Genomic DNA, 22,800 nt, shown 5'->3' on the forward strand with positions numbered 1-22,800 from the left:
GCTGTTGATATTAGTGATTAGGTGTTAACTAGAGAAAATACAATGAATTTAACAATTACCCCAATTAAAGTAGACGAGTTATCTGCCCTAATGCTGGAAGACGCTGTTAAAGAAGGATGGCTCTACAGTACCTATGATGTAGATTGTTATTTTAATTATCCCCTTAATCGAATTTATGCGATTCATGTCGATGATGAATTGGCAGGCTGTGTACTCTTACATGAAAGTCTAAGTCGGGTACAGGGAAGCCCGCTGCGTTCAGCAGGATTTTTTTTGGTAAAAGAAAAATACCGCGGCCAACGAATTGTTGGTCCGCTGTTATGGCAGAATGCCATCACAGCGTCTATTTCCAGAGAAATGTTGGTTTGTTTTCATGCAGTACCTCGGGCAGTTAATTTTTATGAGCGGCTAGGTTTTCTAAGAACATCGCTGGTCAATATTTTTTATTCTCTTCAGCTCAAACAAATTAACAAGGCTCCATTAGCGGCAATTATTCCGCTTATTGAAAAGGGGGTACTTAAAAGGATTACCTCCTTTCACGAGATTGATGGTTATACAGAAACATTATTCAATGGTGCAAGTGGGGCGGGTTTTTGTGATTTCATTCACCATTGGGTTGCCCGAGCTGATGCAATTATTCTTGCCTATTATGAACAGGGAGTTGTTAGAGGCTATGGTGTTTTAACAGTCTGTAAACAGAGTGATAAAGAGGGTGAAACCTCTTTATGCTACCGCGTGTCACCTCTTTATGCCGATTCGATTGAAATAGCAGATTCTCTAGTAAAAGCCCTGGTTTATGATGCTTGGCAAAACAAGGCAGAACGTATTGAATTAAACTCTTTGGCAAGCGCTGATTCACCCTTTGCGAGTAAACTCGCAGATCTTGGATTTATTGCCAGAGGTAAAAATTATGTGATAGCCAATCATAATCATCTGATTGATAATAAAGCAGCTATTTTAGACAAGGTTTTTGCGAGTTTGCCGCTTGAATACCCTCATGAAGTGACAGGCGGGTTTGACTAGCGTTTTTTTGTATCGGATTTGTATATTGGCGTGTGCTGACAAATGGCCTCGTCTGCCCAGGTACTTCGACACTTATCCGAGGTATGTTCAAATTAGAATCGGCATTTAAAAAATTCAATGTGTTGATTAATAAGAGTAAGCTCGTATTATAGTGAAGAGCTTAGCTGAAGCATGTAGGCGTTGGAGGCCGACACTGAGCAAGCAACAGAAATAGAAGGAAATCTCATGTCGAATTCATCTGTCAAGATAGTCCGTTTTCACAAAATTGGAGCTCCAGAAGTACTAAAGGTAGAAGAAATCCCGCTACCAGAACCAGGCGAGGGAGAGGTGCGCTTACGTGTTCACGCGATTGGTTTAAACCGCGCTGAGATCATGTTTCGTACAGGAAACTATTTGATACAACCTGATTTGCCTTCCAAGATCGGTTACGAGGCGTCTGGTGTAGTCGAAGCAGTTGGTCCTCATGGGGACAAAAAAATGATTGGTCAGGTATACAGTACGGTACCTTGTTTTAATCTTGGTAAATATGGGGTATATGGAGAAGTGGCAATAGTACCCGCTTTTTCCCTTGCAAAATACCCAAAGAAACTGTCCTATGAGGAAGGAACCTCTATTTGGATGCAGTACCTGACTGCATATGGGGCTTTAATCCATTATGGGAAACTTGCCCAAAATGATTTCGTTTTGATTACGGCTGCAAGCAGTAGTGTAGGGCTTGCTGCCATTCAAATTGCACATGCCCAGAAGGCAATCAGTATTGTAACGACGCGAACTACCAAGAAAAAAGCAGAATTATTAGCCTTGGGCGCCGATCATGTTATTGTGACAAATGACGAAAATCTACCTGCTCGTATCAAAGAAATCACCAATGGGAAAGGCGTGAAGATAGTTTTCGATCCTATTGCTGGTAAGGGTGTTGAACTACTGGCAGAGACAGTGGCCCCAGGGGGAGTTCTTTTTGTTTATGGGAATTTGTCGATGGAGCCCATGACTCCATTTCCACTTGTTACAGCATTAAACAAAGGCATTTCAATGCGGGGTTACACCCTCTTTGAAATTGTTAGCTTACCTGAAGTTCGTGCCAAAGCCGAAAGATATATTTTTGATCATTTAGAAAATGGCTCGTTTGAGCCCAAAATTGCTCGAACCTTTACTCTTGGACAGATTGTCGAAGCGCATCGTTATATGGAGTCAAATGAACAAATTGGTAAGATTGTGGTCAGGCCTTGATTAAAGGCCTGCTTTTATGCATTCAGCCTCTTGAAGGGCTGCTGCAAATTCCTCGTCAATTTCTTCTATCTCTTCTGCGCTTCGATGGGTTAGATCGATGTCCAGATCCTTTTCAAGATCCTGAACAGGAATTCTATTTTGCAGGTTGGCGAAGAAACCTTGTCTATTGATTACGTCATAAACGGTGTTCTTTACAAATGTTTGATAGTTCTCAAATTGCTCATGCTCTGAATTTTGAGTCGCTACAGTCGCTTCGATAACCTGATCGACTTTTTCACTAAGTTCTATGTCTTCACTAAAAAGCAATTCAGGAAGTGCTTCATATTCTTCTTGCGAAAGTTGTTTTTCAAGCAGTTCGACCAGGATGTCTGCGTGGCTATGCTCCAGATAATCGGAATCTGCTATTGTTCGGTACGCGTTAATTACCCGAGTGCCACAATCAAAATCATTGAATTGATCTTCAGTAGAGTACACCAATAATTCATTATAATTGTCTTTGCCAATCAATTTATCGAGCAAAGCAGTGCTGTGTTTCAGCATTCCTTTTTGTCTGATTGAAAGTGCTGCTTCATCGTCTATAAAAGGTTGCTCGTCTTGTATCGACCAGACGTCTTCCTCGCCTTCTTTTTCTTTTAGTAAATAAAACCAATGTCCATCATAGTTAACCGGTAAAAATACTTTCTTTCCTTCTCTGGCAGCTCGCTCTATCAAGGCTTTTACCTGCTCTTCCTGGTCTGTAGACATTTCCAGGAGTGAAAAGGGGGCTGAGACTAAAACGTCGTCAGAAATAAAATCAGGATCTTCCAAGAGATCGGTCATATCTTTTATAGTGAGTAAGGTTTGCGCAGAAACCTCCCCTCTTTTTTGGTATTGATCAGCGATGCTTAGATAAGCCTGATCATGTAGAGTAACTAAAGCCAAGGTTGCTTTTTTTACCTCTGTGTCAAAGGTCTGTTTCCAGGTTAGGAATTCCTGATCCCATACGACATTGGCTTCTTCTAACTTTTCGTATTGTGCCATAAGCTTTAGTAAGCGGCTTAAAAGCCCACTGGCTTTCATAACATTTAGTGCAGCCATATTGTATAACGGAATATCATTTTCGGTGCAAAGGGCGATGATAGCTTCTTTTTTTGCTGCCCACTGGTCTTGCTCTTGTTCAATAACCAGCTGGCTTAAATCATCATATTCCTCATCCAATTTGCCTTGTTCTGCTAGTGACAGAGCCATAATCGTTGCCTCGATATAATTTGGTTTACACTCTTTGTGCGAATATGATATCACATGGAGCTTAAGTAGAGATTAACTCCTGAATTTAAGAGGATTAAAAGATGATTACAGTGTTTGCTACATTGACGGCCAAAGCTGGCAGGGAGTCAGAGGTAAAAGAAGCGTTGTTAGCATTAGTGAAACCCACGCGTCAAGAATCAGGCTGCATTGAATATCATTTTTATCAGGGGCAAGATAATCCTTGCGAATTTGTCTGTTTTGAAAAATGGGAAAGTAGAGCCCATCTTGATCAACATAGGCAAGCTAACCACCTCAGAGCCTGTCTAGCCAAAATAGAAATCTGGTTGGGAAAACCTGTCACGATGATTATTAGCGATAAAATATCTGCTTAAGCGCAGCAATTTGTCCTGCAAAGCCAAGCTGAATGACACGGCTGCCCCATAAGTTAAAGCAAGTAATTCATTTTTTTAACATCATGACCACCTATTCATTAATAAAGCATGTTTATTGACAGACTGATCTTGGCTCGTTAGACTCGTGATGAATGATTCACCAGGGGTGCTTTGGTTTCTACCAAAGCTGAGAAAGACCCTTATAACCTGCACTGGGTAATGCCTGCGGAGGGAGAGTGAGATTGATAAAACTGAGTTTTTTGGGCTCTGTATTAACTCATTGGGTACTTCCTCCGATTTATTTTGAGGAGGTAAACGATGGTATTTTCAAGAATAATGCATAGATGCTCGACTGTTTTTCCAAAAATATACCACCATCCATTTAATCAAAAACTCTATGAGGGCTCCCTATCGAGGAAAACCTTCAGGCTTTATTTAGAACAAGATGAACTTTATTTACGTGAGCTTTCTTATGCACTGGGATTAACATCACTGCGATGTTCTAATCCAGTTCATGCAAAGCAATTGCGAGGGGTATCAGCCTATATTAAGGAAACAGAGCGTAAATTTCATCTTAAGTATCTTGCAGAGTCCCCAGCAATAACTTTTTTTAACCATAAAGCAATTCGTAAAAAAATTCCTGTTATTGCTAATTATACCGATTATCTTCTTGCTAACGCGAAACATGCTCCTGTAGAAGTAGCAGTGGTCAGCTTTCTTCCCTGCTTTATGATCTATAGGGAGCTAGGAAAGCGAATAGATCTTACAACCTGTGCTTTAGATCACCCTTATCGAAAGTGGATGGCCTCTTATTCCAGCGACAATTTTATATCTGCTACCAAAACTATAACCCAAATTACGCAAGAATTAACTGAGTCTATAATGTGTCCTTTACAACAAGAGCGAGTTATTTCATCTTTTACGCAATCGGCAGAGTTTGAATGGCAATTTTTTGAAGCAGTCTTTACCGGTGAAAAAGGTTATACGGTTGTTCACGATAATACTCTTGGTCGTTGTTAATTGGGTTGAATATTACTTTACACAATCCATTATTCAGTTTGGCTATACTTAGACTAGCTATTGAGTTTATTTATGAAAACAATCACTGCTGTTATGTGGGACCCAGGTGATGATTTAGTTAATAAGAGCCTGGATGAAAAGATTACATTGATTGAAGCCAAATTTAAGCAGGCTTATCAATTAGCCATGGCTGGAGATCCTGATAAAGACAATACGCTTGTTTTCTTATGTCCTGAATTTTCCCTGCTTAATATGGATGCTTCTGAGAAAAGTTTTTCTTATTCAAAACAGGCGTTTCAAAAGGCTGGGGAACGCTTACAAAAGTTAGTTAATGATTTTCCTAATGCCATTATTATTCCAGGTACAACTTATCTGGAAAAAACACTAGATCTGGCCGATGCAAAGAAAAAGATAAAATATGCTGACACAATAAAAAAGTGGCAACTTAGAAATTTCAAGCCAGCACAAGATTTTCAGCAAGAAATTGCAGGGATGACCTTGGTAAAAAATACCAGTACTGCATTCTTCCATTCGGGAGATGTAACGCATAAACCCAAACGTTATAGCAAGCGAATAGAAGCAAATGAGCTTTTGGAGCCATTTATAGGTATGTTCTACCCTGGGCATGGAGAGCCATTTTTTACCCAAAACGGTATTCGCTTTGGCATTGAAATTTGCGCTGATCACAAAGAGGGTGTTTTGGTGTCTGAGCAAAGAAGAACAGGTCAAGTGGTGGATGTACATCTTATTGTGGCAAACACGATTTATACTATTCCCAATAAAGTAGCGAAGGACACTGCCATTGTAATAAATTGCGCAGGGAGTTTTCAAAGCGATATCCATGCGGCTAAAGCAACCGGTGTCTGGATTCGAGATGCCGATGGCACGCTAGACGCTGTAGAAATGAGTCCTTGCGCGATTGATGATTTGCGAATTTATGCTGATATTCCGCTACCCACCCGCAAAGGAGACTACTCTTTTTCACCCAACGTGTTTATTTGATAAACAAAATGCTATTATATTACTAATTCACTGACAAAGAGTTAAAAATGTATAGTAGTAAAACATCAGAGCGCCCACCAAGAACAATGTTGATTGCTGGTCAAAATGAAACTGTCAGAAAAACTGCGGCACAAAGCGGTTTTCCAGCAACAGTAGGTCTACAAGGTTGTGTTGCTGTCATCATCGCTGATAAAAAAGGAAATGTAAGCTTAACCCACGCTGACGCGGATACCGATTTATCCTTCATTAGTAGGGAAGTAGAATTTATGGATGGCGAATTTACCATTGATTTGGTCAAGCAACGGGACTGGGGGGAGCTTGATTTAAAGATCCTGGGCTTGCTTGATGAGGAAAGGCTTTCTAATACTAAGTTCTCTGGCAGAAGCAGGGTTCTTGAAACGGATGAAGGAACCGTAATGTACAATTACATAAAGGGTGTTCCGCAATTTTTTTTGTTTAACGAGTTTAAAGAAATTGCAACACCTGGAGTTAACCCTAGTCAAACGAATGCATTGCATACACTAGGTTATAATGTGCAAACTTGTGAAGCGGATCCAATGAAATTTCAATTACGAGTATATACTCGTCAGCTAAATCAAGCGTTGTCATCTCAGCCTACTGCTTTTCCCATACTGGTACACGATGCATCTGGCTGGTTGGAAACGGAAGTTAATTTGGAAGAAGAGGTAAGTTTATTGTTAAAAAAAGGACAGCCAAGTCATAACACCTTTTTTTCTCCTGGGAAGATGGCTTCGTTTAGTCACGTTTATCCGCGTTACCAAGCATTAGTCGAGGCTTTGGATGGACCTCAAAAAACTAAAGAATTTTAAGTTATGTTGTATAAAAATACCGTGTTATTGCTGGCATAGTAGTATTCATTTAATTCCATTCATTAATGACTAATTCCTGCTTTTGTTCTTCAAAGTGGGATTTAATTATGTCTAATAGTTCTGTTGCATCGCCGGTCCATAGTACGGGGGTGCCAATGACCACGTCAATAACAAAGGGAACAAGTAATGATTCATCTTTAGGGAGCGCTTTGCCTAAACCATACATGAAGATGGGGTAAATAGGGACAGTAGGATTACTTTTGGCCAGATGGGCGATGCCTCTTTTGATTTCGCTCATTTTTTCCGGCTCGCCTCGTGAGCCTTCGGGATAAAAAATAATAATTTTATCCTTGTCGAGTGCAGTTTGAATCAAGGCAAAGGGATTTTTACCGGCTTTCGTTTTCCTTTGAATAGGAATAATACCGATGATATGTTGTGAAAACCAAGCGAGGAGTTTATTTTTCAGAAAATAATCAGCAGCGGCCACAGGATAGATATTTTTTTGTAATTTCCATGAAAATAGAGTCATTAAGACCATGGTATCTAAGTGACTGTTATGGTTAGCTACCAGAATGGCAGGGCCTTTTATGGGTAAACGCTCACGATGGCGAACATTTAAGCCGAGCAAAATACCAATGATTGGTCTGACAAAGAATTGAAAGAAAAGGAAACGTAATAAAGTATTCATCAGTAATAAAAATACCTCGCAAAATGAAAAAAGAGGGGTGCAGTAAAAATAATACTGTCTAGGCGATCTAAAATCCCTCCATGTCCGGGCAATAATTGTCCAGTATCTTTAATGCCTAAATCTCGCTTTACTGCAGACATGGTAAGATCCCCAAGAAAACCGCTAATGGCAATTAATAAGCCGGAAAATAACCCGCCTGCCCAGGTAAAAGGAGTTAAAAAAGGGCTTAACAGAATGGCTAGCAAAGAAGTCGTTATTACTCCTCCCAAAAAACCTGCTCTGGTTTTATTTGGGCTTATTGCAGGAATGATTTTCTTGTGGCCAAACAGCTTACCGCAAACATATTGGCTGACATCATTAAATTGCGTTAAAGAAATTAAAAAGATAACTAGACTGATTCCCTCATTACGCCAATCATTACCGGCAGGAAGCACTCCAAGATAAGCAATATGACTAATACAATAGACGGTAAGCATGAGACCCCAATGTAATGTGCCAGAGGCTTTTAAAAAGCCCTCTGTCTTTTGCAACATCACCATGCGCATAGGGATTATTAGAAACATATAAATCGGAACAAAAATGACAAACATGCCATACCATTGCATAGCGACCCATAAATATTGGCAAGGGATAGATAAATAGGCGATAAAAATCACTCGCCTGTCCACGCGGCGGGTGGGAATGATCGTAAAGTACTCTTTCAAGGCGAGATAGCTTACAAACATAAAAAATACAATCATTGTCATGGGATTGATACTGAGTGCGGCAATGAGCAGTAAGACCATGACCCACCAGGATTGCATCCGTTGGGTTAGTTCAACATAATTTTTTTCGTCAATACGGTTTTTAACTAAATAAATAATGGTATTGGCTATGCACAAGATGATAAACAGCGCGGCGAATGCAATGAGGTTCGTCCAATTAAGTGCCATTTAGGGTCTCCACTTCCTGCAAAATTTGGCGTACACGATTCACAATGGTTAACAGGATCAGGAAACAGATTATCAATAACAGCCAATTAATCCATGCCGAGAAATCAAATAAGGCCAGCCAAATTGCCAGTAAACTAAAAATAAAAGCGCGATCGCTTTTGCCCATTGGACCATCATAGCGTCTTGAACCACCAACCAGTAAACCACTTAAACCAGCTGCCTCACTAAGCAGGGCCAATACGACAATAGCAATAATTAAAAAATTGTTTATTCCGGGATAAAGCGCGAAGGGTAGATAGAGTGCAGCATCAGCAGCCATATCGGTCAACTCATTTAAAATTGCCCCCAAAGGTGTTTTTTGATGATGTTCTTTGGCAAGTAAACCATCAATGGCATTAAGTGCCATACGCAAAAATAGAACAATAGGGAAAAGGATTAACAGCCAGGAAGATTCAATAAAAATTGCTAAAAGCAAGGCATAAAGAATTGAAAAAATGAAAGTAAAAACAGTAACTTGATTCGCAGTGAATCCCTTGATATGAATTTGATTAACCAAGGGCCTTAGCAGCGCTTGAAACGTTGGTTTTATATCATAAATACTGAACATGCTATCTCCCTGTCAGTTATGGAATCCTGATTATCCCGCTAGCATTGCTAGCGAGATAATAGCATTAAAAATAATTTGATAATGAATTTTGTGAAGCGATTTTATTGAGGCCTTCAGGGCGGGCGTGTAATCCCTTGTTGCAGCCACAAAATTATTTAAGGCGCCCATTTCTTGCAATTCACGGATTAAATTCTTTAAATAGGCCATGGGCAGTTAGACCACCTCGAATTAGACCGAGAGAGCTGCTTGCTGCAACAACAGCTACTGCTGCTGTTTCACTTGCCATAAATGCGGTGATAAAAGCACCTGGTCCTGTCTATAGGCCAGCAGTCAAACCAACACTGTAGTAGCCAGGATAGTCACTATAGCGGCTGCTCCAACACTCAAAACAGCATTGCACTTGTCATCAGGTAACTCTTGGATAGATAGCAATAAATTATGGGTCGCCTCTTGCCAGAATGAGCCGATTTTATAAGCATGGGTGAAAGCCAGGCGTGAGTTTAAAGAGAGTCAGAGGAGTAGCTTTTCAAGTGTATTTAAGCCTTGACGTGAAGCCGCAGTGGTTTTAAGGCGAGCTTTCACGCCAGCTTTTCCAAGGCGATCAAATTCGGACTTGCGATTCTGCTTGGGCTTGCTCAACTATAGTCCCCACGAGGATTAATAGGAAAACAGCCTGTACGGTGGGGTTCTATTAACGTCCCCCGCCACCATAACCTTCTTCTGCTGTTGTGTCAGGACTAGTATTAGATAGGGTTCCACTACATGCGCTGAGAGTTGCAGTGGTCATGAATAAAAAAGCTAAGAGCAATGTACGTATTTTGAAAGGTTGCATATATAGACCCTCTTGCTTGTTTAGTTACCAATAGGGTAATGGTAAGAGGAATTAATTGTATAGACTTATAAAAATAATAATTCGATAATTGCGATGAAAATCATGTGGGTTAATTAAAAATATTACTCAGATTTAGGATTTTAGTTAAAAGGAAAGGAATACCACTATGACTATAAAAAAAGTGCTGGGTATCTTACTGTTGGTTTTTTTACCTTCGTTGCTTTTTGCCCTGCAAACCAAGCCAAATTTAAATGAATATTCTACGCTTATGAGTGGTAGTGATACTCGTACGGAATTAGTCTACGTTTTCCGTCTTGTTATCGCTACGGTATTAGGCGCTATGATTGGTTTATTTCATCATCGCGAACAAGGAATTGGCCCTTTAATGTATGCGGCTATTGCGAGCAGTTCTGCTGTATTTGGTGCAGCCATGCTTCATGGTTCTCTTTCCTTGAATAACCCCTATTTTATGTCCGGGATAACGGGTTTAGTAACGGGAATTGGTTTTATTGGCGGCAGCATTATTTTTCGCAATGAGCAGCGTCTTATGGGGATGATTACTGCGATTACCATGTGGGGAACTGTCGCTGTTGGTTTATCTTGTGCACTTGGAATGCACATTATTGCTGCTTTTTCTGCGCTAATTATCAGTATATTTAATTTGATTCCGCAGCAATTGCAGAAAAAGCAATTGCAGGAATGAGGGTTTCGCGATGATAGGTTGAGTTTGGATGCGTTTCTCATCGAGCTTTTGGCGGATAATTTTCTTGTTTTTTTGAATGTGAAATATAAGAAGCCTTGTGTTATCTAAGCCAAGAATAAGCAAAATTAGTATTTTCAGAATGCTTTTTTTCAGATAAATAGACTCAATTAAACGTTTGCTTATTGGTTTACATGGTTAATATTTTCTTTATAAAGGTGTATTTTTATTCAATATCTCGGTAAAATCGCGCTGTTTCAATGCAACAGACAAGAGAAACCACCTCTTCGTTACAATGGATATCATGGGGATTTATATGAATCAGAATCTAGAGGGAATTATAGAAAACAATGCTCAAAATCTCATTTCCCCACCGCAAGGCAAGGCTAATTTTACTAGTAACGTGAGTAAAAAAATACCTGATAGGGTAAATTATAAAACTCATTTGGCCTATGCTGATTTTATTAAGACAGCCGATTTTCGCAGTAAAATTCATTCGTTGCTTCTTTTTGGGAAGTATTTTTTTATTGTTGCAATAAAACGAGTGATCTCTTACGAATTGATCCCGGCTGATCAGCGTAATCCAAAAACGCTCTCTGATTTTATTGTAACTTTAAAAAAGATCGCCTTGAATATTGGGTATAAATTTTTGCCTAGACAGAATAAACCTGTTAGCAAGACAGGTGAGCAGATTTCCGCTAGCCTCGATAAACAAGGCATCTGTGTTGTTGATATTAATTCCTACCAGTTCGACAAAATTGATGTTTTGGCCTTACCTTTACTGGAAAAATTACGCCAGATTCGTGACCAAAAAAAAGAAGGGAGCCGTGAGTTTATTGAATCACGTAGTACGGCGCTGCGGTCGGTCAATAAAGATTTATTTCACGCAGTTGAAGCTGCATTGACTGCAAGCGGTATTCTGCCGGGTATTGCAAAATACCTCGGACGCCCAGTGAGTGTAGTTGATATCAATCCACAAATTAATGATAGCAGCGATGATTTTTGGCAGCGTTTCTTTCCTGATTTAGCGATTGAAAAACCCTCAACAGCTTATTGCCATCGCGATGCTTCGGGAGGAGATGTCAAAGTAATAATCTATCTAAGTGATGTGGGTTCAGAGAATGGACCGTTCTCTTTTATTTTAGGATCTCACCGCAATCGGCCTGGCAGATTTGCCAATCTGATACAGGAAATCAACGATACCTCTGGTTTTTCTTCCACGGATCCTAAAGCGCGTCAGCTGTTTTCTGCCCTACCTGCCTTCCTACGGAAAAAATGTGCTTTTGGAAATGATCTGCAAACAGAGTCTGACGTAGCACAACAAATTTTAGCTGCGGAGTGGAAGATAATGGCAAGTAAAGGTCATGCTGTAATTTTTGATTCTAAGGGAATTCATCGTGGCGGTATGGTTTTGGAGAAAGAAAGGATAGTACTGACTTGTGTGATAGGTTAAAGCGCTGATGTACTTGATAGTCAGAACATATAAGGGGAGAGTTATCATGGATGCTAATGTGAGAGCCGAGTCAGTATGAGACGATTTATTCATCCAGCTGTATTAATGATTTCCTTTTGGTTGTTAATTTTCCTTACTTATTTTTTAGCACCTGTCATTCTAACGCCAGCCCCTACTCTGGGTGGGGTTATGTTTTTGACCGCTCATATTTTACTGTTTGTTATCGGCTCCATTTTTTACACACATCTTTTGCCAGGTAAAGGCAAATCTCACCATTCTACAGTGGATGGCTGTATTTCCAGGCGGTTACAACGACGAATAAATACCGTTTTACTAATTGGCATGCTAGGTGGTTTAGTTAGTATTTATAGTAAATTTGCCGAGTTGACCGAGTTTAGTCTTGCTTCTATATACAGTTTGCGACTTTTGCGTGCTCAAAGCTTACTTGGTGTAGAAGAGGTTCATAGCGGTCTTGCTTCAGCTGGAGCGTTTTTATGTTATCCAGCAGGTTTTGTAGGTTTAGTGAGCGGTATACTTTATTATGAAAATATGCCGCGCATCACTAAACTCTTGATGATTGGCTTTGTTTTTACCATCTTGGGTGTTGCCATTTTAGCAGGTGGCAGAAGCCCTATTCTTGTTTTACTGCTATTTACAGGGATTGCATTTTATACAAGAAAATATTTAGGAAAAAGTTTCTTGCCTAAATCGTTATCTATTCGTTATGGTATTGCTGTGTTGTTCATAGCATTTGTTGCATATAGCAGTATTCTTTGGACAGTACGCTCACAAAAAACTGGTTTGGACACGGCTGCTTTTATGTCTCATGCAGCCAGGGTTTGGGGTGTAGAGCCAACAGATGGCTTAATAGAAATAAGCAAGTCTTTAAATAAACCGCAACTTCCACAAACTGTTGTGAGTTCTGTTTTTTATTTCATTCAGAATCTATCCATGATAGAGCGGCTATTAGATTCAATGCATGATATCAAGTTTTTATATGGCGGGTACCATATTGACATTCTTGCTGCTGCATTACGCGCTGCACCAGGAGGAGATGATTTTTTAAAGCCCGGCTACCAAATTCTCCTGAATGCCAATATTTATGGTTTTTTTGTTGGCGCTTGGGGGGCATTGTTCATTGATCTTGGCTATTTTAGCTTTTTAGCTGCCTTGATATGGGGCGTTGTGGCCGGAAGGTCATGGCGAAATTTTTACCGCAACCCTAATTTGTTGACGGCGCTGAGTTACGTGTTTTGGAGTTATTCGATATTGATCAGCTTCGTTTCTCCGCCATTTGGTTTTTCTAATTCTTTTGCTATTTACCTTTGGTTTGTTTTATTTTTAATATGGAGTAAAATTCATATTCCCATCAATTACGGGCAGTTTATTAATCGCCCTGATATGAGCAATCAGTGTGCTACCTGATTAGCATCTGGGGCAGGAAAATTTTAATTTTCAGATCTCTATCCTTTTTATCGCTCTACGGTATAATCAAGCCCGTTTCATAATGACAAGATTGTTATGAGAGACTAGCAATGGTTGGAATGAGTTCCATTTTGTCCTGTATGAGATTTTTTTAGACGCAAGACTGGCTGAGCCTGCGCGATAAATTAATACTAATGAAATCAAAGTGTTATAAAAAGGGATTATCATTATGAGCAAAGATACGATACTGGTTACTGGGGCTAATGGTTTTGTTGGTCGAGCCTTAGTTTGCTCATTTTTAAAAAATAAGCAGCCAATTCGTATTCTTACTCATTCAACAAAGTCTGCAGCTATTTTAAAAACAGAAGTGTCTCCTGATCTCGATGTTTATTGTATACAGACAGTCATCGATAATGATCTGTGGGATAAATTATTTGATGGGATTGATGCAGTTATCCATTGTGGGGCGCAAACCCACCCTCAAAAAAACATTGAAAACTCTCAGCAACAGTTCATGAAAGCCAATTATGATACAACCATGAATTTGGCTAATAAGGCGGCTATATATGGAGTTCGTCGTTTTATATTTCTAAGCAGCATGAGTGTTTTTGGTAATATGAAACGATATATTCCCTTTACTGAAAAAACAGCATTGTTGCCAATAACACCTTATGGGATCTCGAAATTAAGGGCTGAAGAAGCATTAAAGGAACTTTCCGATAGGATAGAATTAGTCATTATAAGACCACCATTGGTTTATGGCCCGGGAGTGAAAGGCAATTTCAAAAAGCTATTTTCATTAGTGTATAAGAAATTACCCTTACCGTTAGGTGCGATAAAAAATAAACGTCATTTTATAGGTATCAATAACCTTGTTGATTTTATTATTTTGTGTGTTTGGGCAGAAAAGGCAAAAAATGAGATTTTTCTTGTCGCAGATAGTGAAGCTTTATCAACAACGGCTCTAGTTAATCAAATTGGTCGGGCTATGGATAAAAAAAATTATTTAATTCCGATTCCACACAAACTTTTAGAGCTAATGCTTAAAATAATAGGGCTATCTCGATTGGCAGACCAACTGCTGTATAACATCGAAATAGATTTTACCAAGGCAAAAACCTTACTCAATTGGGTTCCCCCTTACTCATTACAAGAGGAACTGCAATTATCAATTAATCATTTTCTACAAGAAAAAAGAGCACCTAATAAAGAAGTCTGTGCTTAATATAAGTTTGTTTACTTAGATTACTCGCTAGAACCGGTAAGTCGTTTAGTTGGGCTATATTATAACTAAGCACAAAATATGACCTGCAAATGAAACACACAACGGATGGTGCTGAAAATGTGGTTTCTAAGAGTGATACTATTTCTTTGCCTTGCAACGTTACCCATTGTTGTTTATGCCAATGTTAAGGTGGGCACAGTTTATTTCTACCCGCCCTACGTAATATCGACCGAGGAAGGGTTTGATATCGATCTGATGCACATGCTATGCAGAAATTTGCAAGAGGACTGTCAATTTGTACCTATGAGTTTTGATGAGCTTTATCCCGCGTTAGACAAGGGCGACATTGATATTGCTCTTGCTGGAATCCCTATTCCTAAAAACCAACTGGGGCCTTATATTTACAGTTTGCCTTACATGATAAGTAAAGCTCAATTTTTAATTCTAAAAGGAAGTGGTGTTCACTCCATGGAAGATCTAAATGGTAAATCTGTTGGTGTTATATTAGTTGATAAGGCTCAAAACAATGTTTTTTATGATTATTTATGCACCGGAACAGAGCAGTTTGATATTAAAGAATATCGCGATATGGACTACCTCATTAATGCACTGACAGATGGTTCTATTGCAGCAGCTTTCCTTCACCGATCCGCAGCAAATTACTGGGTAGTGAATGGTGATAATCAATTTCAAACTCTCGGAGATACTTTTCTTTTAGGTGCGGGTGTTGCGATGGTTGCTCTTCCTAAAAATATGATTTTTATTCAAAGAATCAATCAACAATTACAGCAAATGGAACAGGATGGTATTTTTCTCAGTTTATATAAGATGTATTTTTATAATGAATGATAGTTAAGAAAAGCGCTGTGCCGATTGATAGCACTCCAAAGTTTCCTGATTAAGTGTTTCTACAGAATGTCCTTCTGATAAGCGCTTTAGCAAATTATCCAAAGAGTTTATACGGCCAATAAGAATTTTTTCCAATATATAGCCAGATCGCCTGCCGCCGCGATAGTAATTATGATTTAAAAGGGTCGACTCCCTATTGGTTAAACGCTCTTTGGTCGTCTTGTCAGAATCTTCGCTAATCTGCTCATAAGCCAGATTAACGGCTTCCTGGATACAGGAAGGATTAGCTTCCAGTGAGGCTTTTGCTTCCCTGAGCATGTCGGTTACGCCTAGCATGAAAAATTCATTATCAGGAGTAAACAGATCACCAACAATTTGCCTGGGTAAGGTTAAAAAAACTTCGATGTCGAAGGGAAGGGTAAAATTAAAACCTCTGTGCGCAGGAATAGGTTTAGCATCGGAATTAAATTGGGGGTTTTCGTTAGCTGATTCAGCACAGGTAAGTCCACCAAAGCCAAAGTGAAATTTATTGCCTCCATCCACTACTACAACTTTTTTTGCTGTTAAAGAATCACCCAGGCAACCAGAATTCGATAACATGATGTTATTAACGACATCCCAATCATGAGTTATCAGTGCTGTGCAATAAAGTTTGCCTAGTAAATAAAGTTCGTTATTGCTGAAATTTAAATGAGCTCTTTTGGGTTTTGCCCTCTCGTCCCATTCCGCAGCAGATTTCATCGAGCTGCCCAGAAATAGGGTTAATTTTTTCTCAATAAACTCGTTGAAATCTGGAATCAAACGGGAAATTATCCATGGTTCGCCTGTGACCGGATCGATATGTAAATAATTATCGGGGACTTCCATACTGTTTGGGAACAAGGCTCGGAGAATTTTCATATAAACAACTTCACCGAAAGCGGCTTCAACGGCTAAGTCCTTGAGGTGACGAACATAGGGTTCAAGTTTTGTTTTGTCCAAGATTGTCATATTGGGCTGCTGACTCTCAAAATCCAGATAAGTCCATTCTTTATAGCGGGTTAACTCGCTTGGAAATGAATCTTTAAAAATACCGATGAGAGTACGATACCGAGGCTTTTTCACTATATAACTAGCTGCAGCAGCCCCCTTTAGAAAAAATTTTTGAGCAGCCCCTAAGCTTATGGCGGGGGATTTAGGCAGTGGTTCAAGAACTTCCTTATGTCCTTTAACTAATAATACCGGCATGATCTACCTGCTATTGATATAAATCGAGTTAATTGCCTTTGGCCATTTCTTTCTCATCAAGACGAACAGGGCTAAAATTTAATAGCCATTGAATCCGGTAAAAAAATGAATGCATTAAAGTTGCAAGATAACGATTCGTGCTTCAGGATAGAAAAGAATGCCGCCGTGCTTTTTTCCATGGCATTCGAGTGAAAGCAATGACTAAGCTCAATAACATCCGGTTCACCAATAGACATATCTTACTCCCTGATTTAATTAAAAAATCCCTCGTCTAATTGTGGCATAGTTATTCTGTATATTAGCGGATATTCTTTATCCACGGAAAGATAACGGGGTATACCTTAGCCAGTTATTTTAGTTACAATAACTTTTTTTAAACCGATGCAGCAATGCTAGAAAATTCTTAGTGTTGTGCGTCTTGTATTTAAATAGGTCAATTATGCCATCTTTTGATATTGTTTCAGAAATTAATGAAGTTGAATTAAGGCATGCAGTAGAAAATGCGGTGCGGGAAATGGGCACACGTTTTGATTTCCGAGGTGTAGAATCCAGTATAGAACTGAAGGACTTAACAGTGACACTTAAATCGGAATCTGAATTTCAGGTTAGACAATTAGAAGATTTATTTCGTAACCATTGTACTAAACGGGGTGTGAGTGCTGCCGGTGTTGATATGGAAGATAAACCCGTTCATAGTGGTAAAACGTACTCTTTGTCAATGACCTTTAAACAGGGTATTGATCAACCAACAGCAAAAGATATTGTAAAGTTAATTAAAGAGAGTAAGGCAAAGGTACAGACTTCTATTCAAGGGGATAAAGTACGGATAACTGGCAAGAAACGTGATGATTTGCAAGAAACAATAGCTTTGCTAAAGAAATCAGACATTGAGTTACCTTTGCAGTTTGAAAATTTTCGCGATTAGCTGGGCAGTTTTGTTTTTAATGATGACTGCGAAGGAAAAATTATTTGCAAACGTAACGACGATTGCAAATAATTTTTTCGGCGAAAAAATGTCTAAAAAAGCAATTTTATTTCAATAAATTAGAAATCCTTCTCCTTTAGAACATGCAGAGCCTCTGATTTGAACTATTAGTTAGCTTTAAAACAGAGGCAGGAATAGCTTGGGAGCGCTTCAAAAAATGCGCCGAATGGTCTATTATAAACCATATGGGTAATGACTATCCCTGGCTGAACCAAAATGTAATTTCAGTATAGGGAGATTGGTTTGGGGTGCGGTGTGTATACCTGCTTGTGGTGCAGGAAACCTAAAGTACTTCATAGATCGCCACCATGAGCGTCATTGAAGGCTCAGATACTCAGGAAGTCGTTGCCTGTATTAAATAATTGATTAGTCATATTGCAAGATTTTTCCTTCTTTTCGCAACCTCGACAGGCTGAACTATTGTTTTAGCCCAATCAACCCGAAACTTACCAGCCCGCCTATTGGTTTGGAGTGGGTTTGGCAGTGGCGCTTCATTGACGAATAGTAGTTTTGCTAATCACCTTGATGCACTTATTGCGAGGTTATTGCCGTTTAAACGCAAGAAGTCATTGGTCATGATTTTGTTCAAAAATAATTCTTATGATATAATTAAAGTGCATTTATTGGCAAGGAAGCAACTATGAAAAAACTAATTATTGCCTTAGGTCTATTTTTTCCAACACTGTTTTTAATGGGTTGTGCGCCAACAACAGTTTATTCCCCAGGTTATAACAACGATTATGTTTATTCTGTTGGTTATTATAACTACAGACCTTATTACTGGAACAAGCCTCTCTATTGGGGCAGACCCTATTACTGGGGTTCTAGTTACGGTTGGCGTAATATTAGCTGGCCTGGCCACCGTGGTGTTTATGGCTATCGGGGCTGGTATAATCGCGGTTGGTAATGCCGCAACGAGTTGTGGCAATTAAGTTTTATTGTGAGCAGCTTTGCTCCTCTGAGTTGCTCACTACCTCCCTTGTCATATGAATCCTGCTCATCATTACAAGCATCGACTATATCATCACTTATAGGTTCACAAGTTTGGGGAAGTACGGTATAAACCTGCCTAATTTTTTTGTACCATTTTCTCTTTAATATTTATATGCTGGCACGATTGCTGCAGCTCTAGCAAACGACTTATGAATTTGTTGCCGAGTGGTATTGATTTTGAAAATAGAATGTCATGATCTGCTCACAAAAAAATGGACGAAGTCTATCCTGTGTTTTTTTTCCAATTTGGAAGATAGATTTTGTTGTATATAATTTGATATACCCAGGGCGCGAGGTTACATGAAAGGCTGGATCTTATACAAACGTAACAAGCAAGAATTGCTGCCAACCGATCATGGTGTTAATCGGCTATTAGCGGCTGCTACTAGTTTACAGATAGAGCTTGATGTTTATAGGCCTGAACAATTTGAATTGGTTATTACTCAACATGATAAGAAAAGTATTTTGCTGGATGGTGCACGAGTGGCATTGCCTGATTTTCTCTTGCCTCGTTTAGGTGCTGAAACGTCTTATTTTGCTTTAGCAATTATTCGTCAATTGGAAAAATCGGGGGTATATACCTGTAATAATTCTGCTGCTATTGAAATAGTTAAAGATAAAATGCTCCTTAGCCAACTATTTGCGCAAAGCGATTTACCCTTTCCGAAAACGATGCTGGTTAAATTTCCAGTTCCTATCGATCTTGTTGAACGTGAAATTGGTTTTCCTTTAGTGATCAAGAATATTTCCGGTGCGCGTGGCATTGGGATTCATTTATGCGAAACTGCAGATAGTTTTAGGGATTTGATGGAACTGATTGGTACTCATAGTGGCGATCATCAGATGATTTTACAAGAGTTTGTTGCTAGCAGTTATGGACGTGATTTACGTGTTTTTGTATTGGGTGCTAAGGTAATTGGTTGTATGAAACGTACGGCTAAAAATAGCTTTAAAGCGAATTATTCTTTAGGTGGCGAAGTTTCTCCCTTTGCCATTACCCCCGAAATAGAGAAATTGGCGATAGACTGTGCTGCTTTGTTTAATTTACAAATCGCTGGAATCGATTTGTTGTTTGATACCCAGGGTTTTAAAATTTGTGAAGCCAATTCTTCGCCGGGGTTTAAAGGAATGGAGCTGGCAACAGGAGGAGATATTGCCCGGCAAATACTTAAATATGTTGTTAAAGAAACAAAGATGGCTGCAAAAATTTGACAGTCATTTTACTGTCTTACCATGAGAGTAAGCTGCAAGATTGGGATTGAATTCGTCTCCTGCAGCCAGACAATCACTATTCTTTTGCGCGGGATACGTATTCACCTTTACGGGTATCAACTTTAATCAACTCACCCGTTTGTACAAACAAAGGAACACGCACCACAGCACCTGTTTCCAGTTTTGCCGGTTTGCCGCCACCGCCAGAAGTATCGCCTTTAAGGCCAGGATCGGTTTCTGTGATTGCAAGAATAACAAAGTTAGGGGGAGTGACCTGGATAGGTTCATTGTTCCATAACGTAACCACACAGAGGTCCTGTTCTTTTAACCACTGTACTGCATCAGCTAAGGCTTCAGACGTTACAGCATATTGCTCAAAGCTGTCAGGAACCATAAAGTGCCATAGTTCACCATCAGTATATAAATATTGCATTTCGACATCAGCAACATCTGCTGAAGGTAGGGTTTCACCGGTTTTGTAAGTACGTTCAACGACACGCCCTGTTTTCAGATTCCGGATTTTCACACGTGTAAATGCCTGTCCTTTACCTGGTTTAACAAATTCGCAATCGACAATGCTGCAAGGTGCATTATCAACCATAACTTTTAAACCATTCTTAAATTCATTGGTACTGTAGATTGCCATCAGTGCTCCACTGTTGAGATTTTGTTGCAATTTCGTTAGAGTTCGCAGTTTATCAATTTTGTACAATTAATGCGAGATTACTCTATAAGTTGGCAGAAGATTCTGGCGCAAGGCTTTGCCTCCGTCAATGAATTGCTGGAATTTTTAGCACTACCTTCTGGTTTAGGTAGTACTGCTGCTGATAAACAGTTTAAAACCAGGGTCCCACGCAGTTTTGCTGCACGTATGCAACGCGGAAATCCCCGCGATCCACTTCTTTTGCAAGTGCTTGCTGTTGACGATGAATTATCTGTTGCGGATGGTTACGTTGTGGATCCACTTAGTGAAAGCAAAGGTAATCCACTTCCTGGCCTTTTACACAAATATCAGGGGCGTGTATTGCTGACCTTAACAGGCGCTTGTGCCGTCAATTGCCGCTACTGTTTCCGACGGCATTTTCCTTATCAGAATAATAATCCGGGGCGTGATGGCTGGCAGCCGGTGCTTGATTATGTCCGTGCTGATACTAGCATCCGGGAAGTCATTTTCAGTGGTGGCGATCCGCTATTGGCAGCTGATGCAGTATTGGCTGAATTGATACAGCAATTAGAGGCTATCTGCCATGTGCAAACTCTGCGTTTTCATACTCGTATTCCGATTGTTTTGCCGGAACGGATTAATGAGGATTTATTAAAATTACTTGGAACAACCAGATTACAAAAAGTTATTGTTTTACATAGCAATCATGCGCAAGAGCTTGATGAACAGGTTGCAGAGGCATGCTCGGCTTTGCGCCAGGCTGGGTGCCATTTACTTAATCAATCTGTTCTTCTAAAAGGCATTAATGATGAAGCAACTATTTTGGCCGAATTAAGTGAGCGTCTTTTTGCCTGTGGAGTGCTGCCATACTATTTACATTTGTTAGATACAGTAGCAGGCGCTGCACATTTTGACCTACCGCAAACAGCCGCTTTAGCAATTTATAGACAATTACAAAAACAATTACCGGGCTATCTGGTTCCTCGTCTAGCGCGAGAAGAACCAGGAAAAGCCAGTAAAACACTTTTAATCTAATTTGAACCGGGGAGGCTATTGCGTTGAGCTTGCATAGAGCTGTAGTAACTTATCTTGAGCACAGTAATTACCATTAGTCATTGGTTTATAACTGCCATCTGCCTGCATCTCCCAGGCATTACAGTTGTCGCGTAAGTAATTTTTAAAAATTTCTTGCTTGATGCGTTTCTGGCAGTTTTCATCAAGAATAGGGAACATAATTTCAATGCGATTGTACAAATTCCGTTCCATCAAATCAGCACTGGAGCAATAGTAATGTTCTGCATTGTGGGTACAGAAATGATAAACGCGGTGATGTTCCAGGAACCGACCTACAATTGAGATAACGCGGATATTATCAGAGACCCCTGGAATACCGGGTTTAAGGCAACAAACACTCCGTACTAAAAGATTAATTTTCACCCCTGCCTGAGAGGCGCGATAAAGAGCCTGAATCATGGTTTTGTCAGTTAACCCATTGACCTTAATGTTGATCTCAGTCTCATGGCCTTCGAGAGCACTTTGACTACATTCCTCTATTAACTGTAAAAGATTTTTTTGTAAGGTAAAAGGAGAATGACATAAGGCTTTAAGTTTTACTGTTTTTCCAAGGCCAGTCAGTTGCTGGAAGATAATTTGCGTGTCGGCGGTAATGGTTGGTTCGCTGGTTAATAAGCCGAGGTCAGTATAACGTTTCGCCGTTTGTTCATGATAATTACCCGTACCCAAATGGACATAGCGCTTTAATTTTCCATGCGTTCTACGCACGACAAGGGTCATTTTTGCGTGAGTTTTATAACCCATGACACCATAAAGAACGAGTACACCGGCTTCATGTAAATGATTAGCAAGTTTTAAGTTTGATTCCTCATCAAAGCGTGCGCGCAGTTCAACGACTGCCGTGACTTCTTTACCGGAACGAGCCGCTTCTATCAATGCTTTAACCATTACTGATTCAGAATGGGTGCGGTAAAGAGTCTGCTTGATCGCCAAAACATTGGGATCGGCAGCTGCCTGGTGAATAAAATCAATCACGACACCATAGCTCTGGTAAGGATGATGAAGTAAAATATCCTGTTCATCTAATACATTGAATAAATTACGTTTTTCGTGAATATATTCGGGATATTGCACCGTCAGTGGCGGGTAGTTTAAATCGGGTCGATCCACTCTGTTAATGGTATTCGTTCGGGCAAATACACCTACCTGAGAAATTTAAATTTTCTAAACTAAGCTTTCTCAAACGAGGAGCTGGAAATGAAATCAAAAG

The 22,800-nt window shown here is 39.7% G+C and carries 22 protein-coding genes, 1 pseudogene and 1 riboswitch; of the genes and pseudogenes, 15 read left to right on the plus strand and 8 right to left on the minus strand.

Annotation, left to right across the window (positions count from 1 at the left end; all coding sequences use genetic code 11):
• Nucleotides 1-42: 42 nt before the first annotated feature.
• Nucleotides 43-1,023 carry a GNAT family N-acetyltransferase gene (locus Lfee_RS09695; protein WP_058446212.1) on the plus strand — a complete coding sequence of 327 codons (981 nt, stop codon included), beginning with the start codon at nucleotides 43-45 and terminating at the stop codon, nucleotides 1,021-1,023.
• Nucleotides 1,024-1,248: 225 nt separating this feature from the next.
• Complete coding sequence (locus Lfee_RS09700) at nucleotides 1,249-2,253, plus strand: zinc-dependent alcohol dehydrogenase family protein (RefSeq protein WP_058446214.1); 1,005 nt, start codon at nucleotides 1,249-1,251, stop codon at nucleotides 2,251-2,253.
• Here the strand turns inward: Lfee_RS09700 and Lfee_RS09705 are convergent, their stop codons facing one another.
• On the minus strand, nucleotides 2,254-3,480 hold the full coding sequence (locus tag Lfee_RS09705) for a hypothetical protein (protein WP_058446216.1): 1,227 nt from the start codon (nucleotides 3,478-3,480) through the stop codon (nucleotides 2,254-2,256). It abuts the gene before it with no gap.
• 101 nt (nucleotides 3,481-3,581) lie between these two features.
• Here Lfee_RS09705 and Lfee_RS09710 point away from each other — a divergent pair, with 101 nt between their 5' ends.
• The 4 genes from Lfee_RS09710 to Lfee_RS09725 all read left to right on the plus strand — a co-directional run bounded on the left by Lfee_RS09710 (nucleotide 3,582) and on the right by Lfee_RS09725 (nucleotide 6,724).
• On the plus strand, nucleotides 3,582-3,872 hold the full coding sequence (locus tag Lfee_RS09710) for a putative quinol monooxygenase (protein WP_058446218.1): 291 nt from the start codon (nucleotides 3,582-3,584) through the stop codon (nucleotides 3,870-3,872).
• Nucleotides 3,873-4,024: 152 nt separating this feature from the next.
• Nucleotides 4,025-4,124, plus strand: a riboswitch (TPP riboswitch).
• A gap of 66 nt (nucleotides 4,125-4,190) precedes the next feature.
• A complete protein-coding gene (locus tag Lfee_RS09715; RefSeq protein WP_058446220.1) occupies nucleotides 4,191-4,892 on the plus strand; it encodes a TenA family protein in 702 nt (233 codons plus the stop codon).
• 72 nt (nucleotides 4,893-4,964) lie between these two features.
• A complete protein-coding gene (locus Lfee_RS09720; RefSeq protein ID WP_058446222.1) occupies nucleotides 4,965-5,894 on the plus strand; it encodes a hypothetical protein in 930 nt (309 codons plus the stop codon).
• 47 nt (nucleotides 5,895-5,941) lie between these two features.
• Nucleotides 5,942-6,724 carry a hypothetical protein gene (locus Lfee_RS09725; RefSeq protein WP_058446223.1) on the plus strand — a complete coding sequence of 261 codons (783 nt, stop codon included), beginning with the start codon at nucleotides 5,942-5,944 and terminating at the stop codon, nucleotides 6,722-6,724.
• A 49-nt stretch (nucleotides 6,725-6,773) separates the two neighbouring features.
• Here the strand turns inward: Lfee_RS09725 and Lfee_RS09730 are convergent, their stop codons facing one another.
• The 3 genes from Lfee_RS09730 to Lfee_RS09740 are packed head-to-tail and all read right to left on the minus strand — an operon-like array spanning nucleotide 6,774 to nucleotide 8,951.
• Nucleotides 6,774-7,412 carry a lysophospholipid acyltransferase family protein gene (locus Lfee_RS09730; protein WP_058446224.1) on the minus strand — a complete coding sequence of 213 codons (639 nt, stop codon included), beginning with the start codon at nucleotides 7,410-7,412 and terminating at the stop codon, nucleotides 6,774-6,776.
• The gene (locus Lfee_RS09735; protein WP_058446226.1) at nucleotides 7,412-8,344 is read right to left on the minus strand and encodes a phosphatidate cytidylyltransferase; all 933 of its coding nucleotides are present in this window, start codon (nucleotides 8,342-8,344) and stop codon (nucleotides 7,412-7,414) included. Before Lfee_RS09735 ends, Lfee_RS09730 begins: the two co-directional genes overlap by 1 nt.
• Nucleotides 8,334-8,951 (minus strand): CDP-alcohol phosphatidyltransferase family protein, encoded by a 618-nt coding sequence (locus tag Lfee_RS09740; RefSeq protein ID WP_058446229.1) that lies wholly within the window; start codon nucleotides 8,949-8,951, stop codon nucleotides 8,334-8,336. The genes Lfee_RS09735 and Lfee_RS09740 overlap by 11 nt, the downstream gene beginning before the upstream one ends.
• 998 nt (nucleotides 8,952-9,949) lie before the next feature.
• On the opposite strand from Lfee_RS09740, the gene Lfee_RS09745 reads away from it, so the two are divergent.
• The 5 genes from Lfee_RS09745 (at nucleotide 9,950) to Lfee_RS09765 (ending at nucleotide 15,435) form a co-directional block, all read left to right on the plus strand.
• A complete protein-coding gene (locus tag Lfee_RS09745; RefSeq protein WP_058446231.1) occupies nucleotides 9,950-10,486 on the plus strand; it encodes an MgtC/SapB family protein in 537 nt (178 codons plus the stop codon).
• Nucleotides 10,487-10,799: 313 nt separating this feature from the next.
• Nucleotides 10,800-11,936 (plus strand): phytanoyl-CoA dioxygenase family protein, encoded by a 1,137-nt coding sequence (locus tag Lfee_RS09750; RefSeq protein WP_058446233.1) that lies wholly within the window; start codon nucleotides 10,800-10,802, stop codon nucleotides 11,934-11,936.
• Between the two features lie 75 nt (nucleotides 11,937-12,011).
• Nucleotides 12,012-13,361 (plus strand): hypothetical protein, encoded by a 1,350-nt coding sequence (locus Lfee_RS09755; RefSeq protein ID WP_058446235.1) that lies wholly within the window; start codon nucleotides 12,012-12,014, stop codon nucleotides 13,359-13,361.
• Nucleotides 13,362-13,590: 229 nt separating this feature from the next.
• Entirely contained in the window at nucleotides 13,591-14,586 is a 996-nt protein-coding gene (locus tag Lfee_RS09760) for an NAD-dependent epimerase/dehydratase family protein (RefSeq protein ID WP_058446239.1), read from the plus strand.
• 117 nt (nucleotides 14,587-14,703) lie between these two features.
• The gene (locus tag Lfee_RS09765) at nucleotides 14,704-15,435 is read left to right on the plus strand and encodes a transporter substrate-binding domain-containing protein (protein WP_058446241.1); all 732 of its coding nucleotides are present in this window, start codon (nucleotides 14,704-14,706) and stop codon (nucleotides 15,433-15,435) included.
• A gap of 3 nt (nucleotides 15,436-15,438) precedes the next feature.
• On the opposite strand, the gene Lfee_RS09770 is transcribed toward Lfee_RS09765, so the two are convergent.
• Both Lfee_RS09770 and Lfee_RS17030 read right to left on the minus strand, forming a co-directional pair.
• Nucleotides 15,439-16,662, minus strand: coding sequence for a hypothetical protein (locus Lfee_RS09770; RefSeq protein WP_058446244.1), 1,224 nt, complete (start codon nucleotides 16,660-16,662; stop codon nucleotides 15,439-15,441).
• Nucleotides 16,663-16,733: 71 nt separating this feature from the next.
• Nucleotides 16,734-16,898, minus strand: coding sequence for a hypothetical protein (locus tag Lfee_RS17030; RefSeq protein WP_156413384.1), 165 nt, complete (start codon nucleotides 16,896-16,898; stop codon nucleotides 16,734-16,736).
• A gap of 203 nt (nucleotides 16,899-17,101) precedes the next feature.
• On the opposite strand from Lfee_RS17030, the gene Lfee_RS09775 reads away from it, so the two are divergent.
• The 3 genes from Lfee_RS09775 (at nucleotide 17,102) to Lfee_RS09785 (ending at nucleotide 19,852) form a co-directional block, all read left to right on the plus strand.
• Nucleotides 17,102-17,587, plus strand: a complete 486-nt coding sequence (locus Lfee_RS09775) for a YajQ family cyclic di-GMP-binding protein (protein WP_058446245.1) — start codon at nucleotides 17,102-17,104, stop codon at nucleotides 17,585-17,587.
• Between the two features lie 700 nt (nucleotides 17,588-18,287).
• A complete protein-coding gene (locus tag Lfee_RS09780; protein ID WP_058446246.1) occupies nucleotides 18,288-18,554 on the plus strand; it encodes a hypothetical protein in 267 nt (88 codons plus the stop codon).
• A gap of 386 nt (nucleotides 18,555-18,940) precedes the next feature.
• Nucleotides 18,941-19,852 (plus strand): ATP-grasp domain-containing protein, encoded by a 912-nt coding sequence (locus Lfee_RS09785; protein WP_058446248.1) that lies wholly within the window; start codon nucleotides 18,941-18,943, stop codon nucleotides 19,850-19,852.
• A gap of 76 nt (nucleotides 19,853-19,928) precedes the next feature.
• Here Lfee_RS09785 and efp read toward each other — a convergent pair whose 3' ends face one another.
• Nucleotides 19,929-20,498, minus strand: a complete 570-nt coding sequence (gene efp / locus Lfee_RS09790; protein ID WP_058446250.1) for an elongation factor P — start codon at nucleotides 20,496-20,498, stop codon at nucleotides 19,929-19,931.
• A 69-nt stretch (nucleotides 20,499-20,567) separates the two neighbouring features.
• On the opposite strand from efp, the gene epmB reads away from it, so the two are divergent.
• A complete protein-coding gene (gene epmB, locus Lfee_RS09795; RefSeq protein WP_058446252.1) occupies nucleotides 20,568-21,551 on the plus strand; it encodes an EF-P beta-lysylation protein EpmB in 984 nt (327 codons plus the stop codon).
• Nucleotides 21,552-21,566: 15 nt separating this feature from the next.
• Here the strand turns inward: epmB and ppk1 are convergent.
• Nucleotides 21,567-22,715 (minus strand): annotated as a pseudogene (ppk1, locus tag Lfee_RS09800) (polyphosphate kinase 1); the annotation flags it as partial.
• Nucleotides 22,716-22,800: the final 85 nt, after the last annotated feature.

Source organism: Legionella feeleii, from assembly GCF_001467625.1.
GTDB classification, from domain to species: domain Bacteria; phylum Pseudomonadota; class Gammaproteobacteria; order Legionellales; family Legionellaceae; genus Tatlockia; species Tatlockia feeleii.

Excerpts from the sequence above, each read along its gene's own strand:
- Lfee_RS09695 (WP_058446212.1), top strand. The coding sequence starts at position 43 with ATGAATTTAACAATTACCCCAATTAAAGTAGACGAGTTATCTGCCCTA.
- Lfee_RS09700 (WP_058446214.1), top strand. The coding sequence starts at position 1,249 with ATGTCGAATTCATCTGTCAAGATAGTCCGTTTTCACAAAATTGGAGCT.
- Lfee_RS09705 (WP_058446216.1), bottom strand. The coding sequence starts at position 3,480 with ATGGCTCTGTCACTAGCAGAACAAGGCAAATTGGATGAGGAATATGAT.
- Lfee_RS09710 (WP_058446218.1), top strand. The coding sequence starts at position 3,582 with ATGATTACAGTGTTTGCTACATTGACGGCCAAAGCTGGCAGGGAGTCA.
- Lfee_RS09715 (WP_058446220.1), top strand. The coding sequence starts at position 4,191 with ATGGTATTTTCAAGAATAATGCATAGATGCTCGACTGTTTTTCCAAAA.
- Lfee_RS09720 (WP_058446222.1), top strand. The coding sequence starts at position 4,965 with ATGAAAACAATCACTGCTGTTATGTGGGACCCAGGTGATGATTTAGTT.
- Lfee_RS09725 (WP_058446223.1), top strand. The coding sequence starts at position 5,942 with ATGTATAGTAGTAAAACATCAGAGCGCCCACCAAGAACAATGTTGATT.
- Lfee_RS09730 (WP_058446224.1), bottom strand. The coding sequence starts at position 7,412 with ATGAATACTTTATTACGTTTCCTTTTCTTTCAATTCTTTGTCAGACCA.
- Lfee_RS09735 (WP_058446226.1), bottom strand. The coding sequence starts at position 8,344 with ATGGCACTTAATTGGACGAACCTCATTGCATTCGCCGCGCTGTTTATC.
- Lfee_RS09740 (WP_058446229.1), bottom strand. The coding sequence starts at position 8,951 with ATGTTCAGTATTTATGATATAAAACCAACGTTTCAAGCGCTGCTAAGG.
- Lfee_RS09745 (WP_058446231.1), top strand. The coding sequence starts at position 9,950 with ATGACTATAAAAAAAGTGCTGGGTATCTTACTGTTGGTTTTTTTACCT.
- Lfee_RS09750 (WP_058446233.1), top strand. The coding sequence starts at position 10,800 with ATGAATCAGAATCTAGAGGGAATTATAGAAAACAATGCTCAAAATCTC.
- Lfee_RS09755 (WP_058446235.1), top strand. The coding sequence starts at position 12,012 with ATGAGACGATTTATTCATCCAGCTGTATTAATGATTTCCTTTTGGTTG.
- Lfee_RS09760 (WP_058446239.1), top strand. The coding sequence starts at position 13,591 with ATGAGCAAAGATACGATACTGGTTACTGGGGCTAATGGTTTTGTTGGT.
- Lfee_RS09765 (WP_058446241.1), top strand. The coding sequence starts at position 14,704 with ATGTGGTTTCTAAGAGTGATACTATTTCTTTGCCTTGCAACGTTACCC.
- Lfee_RS09770 (WP_058446244.1), bottom strand. The coding sequence starts at position 16,662 with ATGCCGGTATTATTAGTTAAAGGACATAAGGAAGTTCTTGAACCACTG.
- Lfee_RS17030 (WP_156413384.1), bottom strand. The coding sequence starts at position 16,898 with ATGTCTATTGGTGAACCGGATGTTATTGAGCTTAGTCATTGCTTTCAC.
- Lfee_RS09775 (WP_058446245.1), top strand. The coding sequence starts at position 17,102 with ATGCCATCTTTTGATATTGTTTCAGAAATTAATGAAGTTGAATTAAGG.
- Lfee_RS09780 (WP_058446246.1), top strand. The coding sequence starts at position 18,288 with ATGAAAAAACTAATTATTGCCTTAGGTCTATTTTTTCCAACACTGTTT.
- Lfee_RS09785 (WP_058446248.1), top strand. The coding sequence starts at position 18,941 with ATGAAAGGCTGGATCTTATACAAACGTAACAAGCAAGAATTGCTGCCA.
- efp (WP_058446250.1), bottom strand. The coding sequence starts at position 20,498 with ATGGCAATCTACAGTACCAATGAATTTAAGAATGGTTTAAAAGTTATG.
- epmB (WP_058446252.1), top strand. The coding sequence starts at position 20,568 with ATGCGAGATTACTCTATAAGTTGGCAGAAGATTCTGGCGCAAGGCTTT.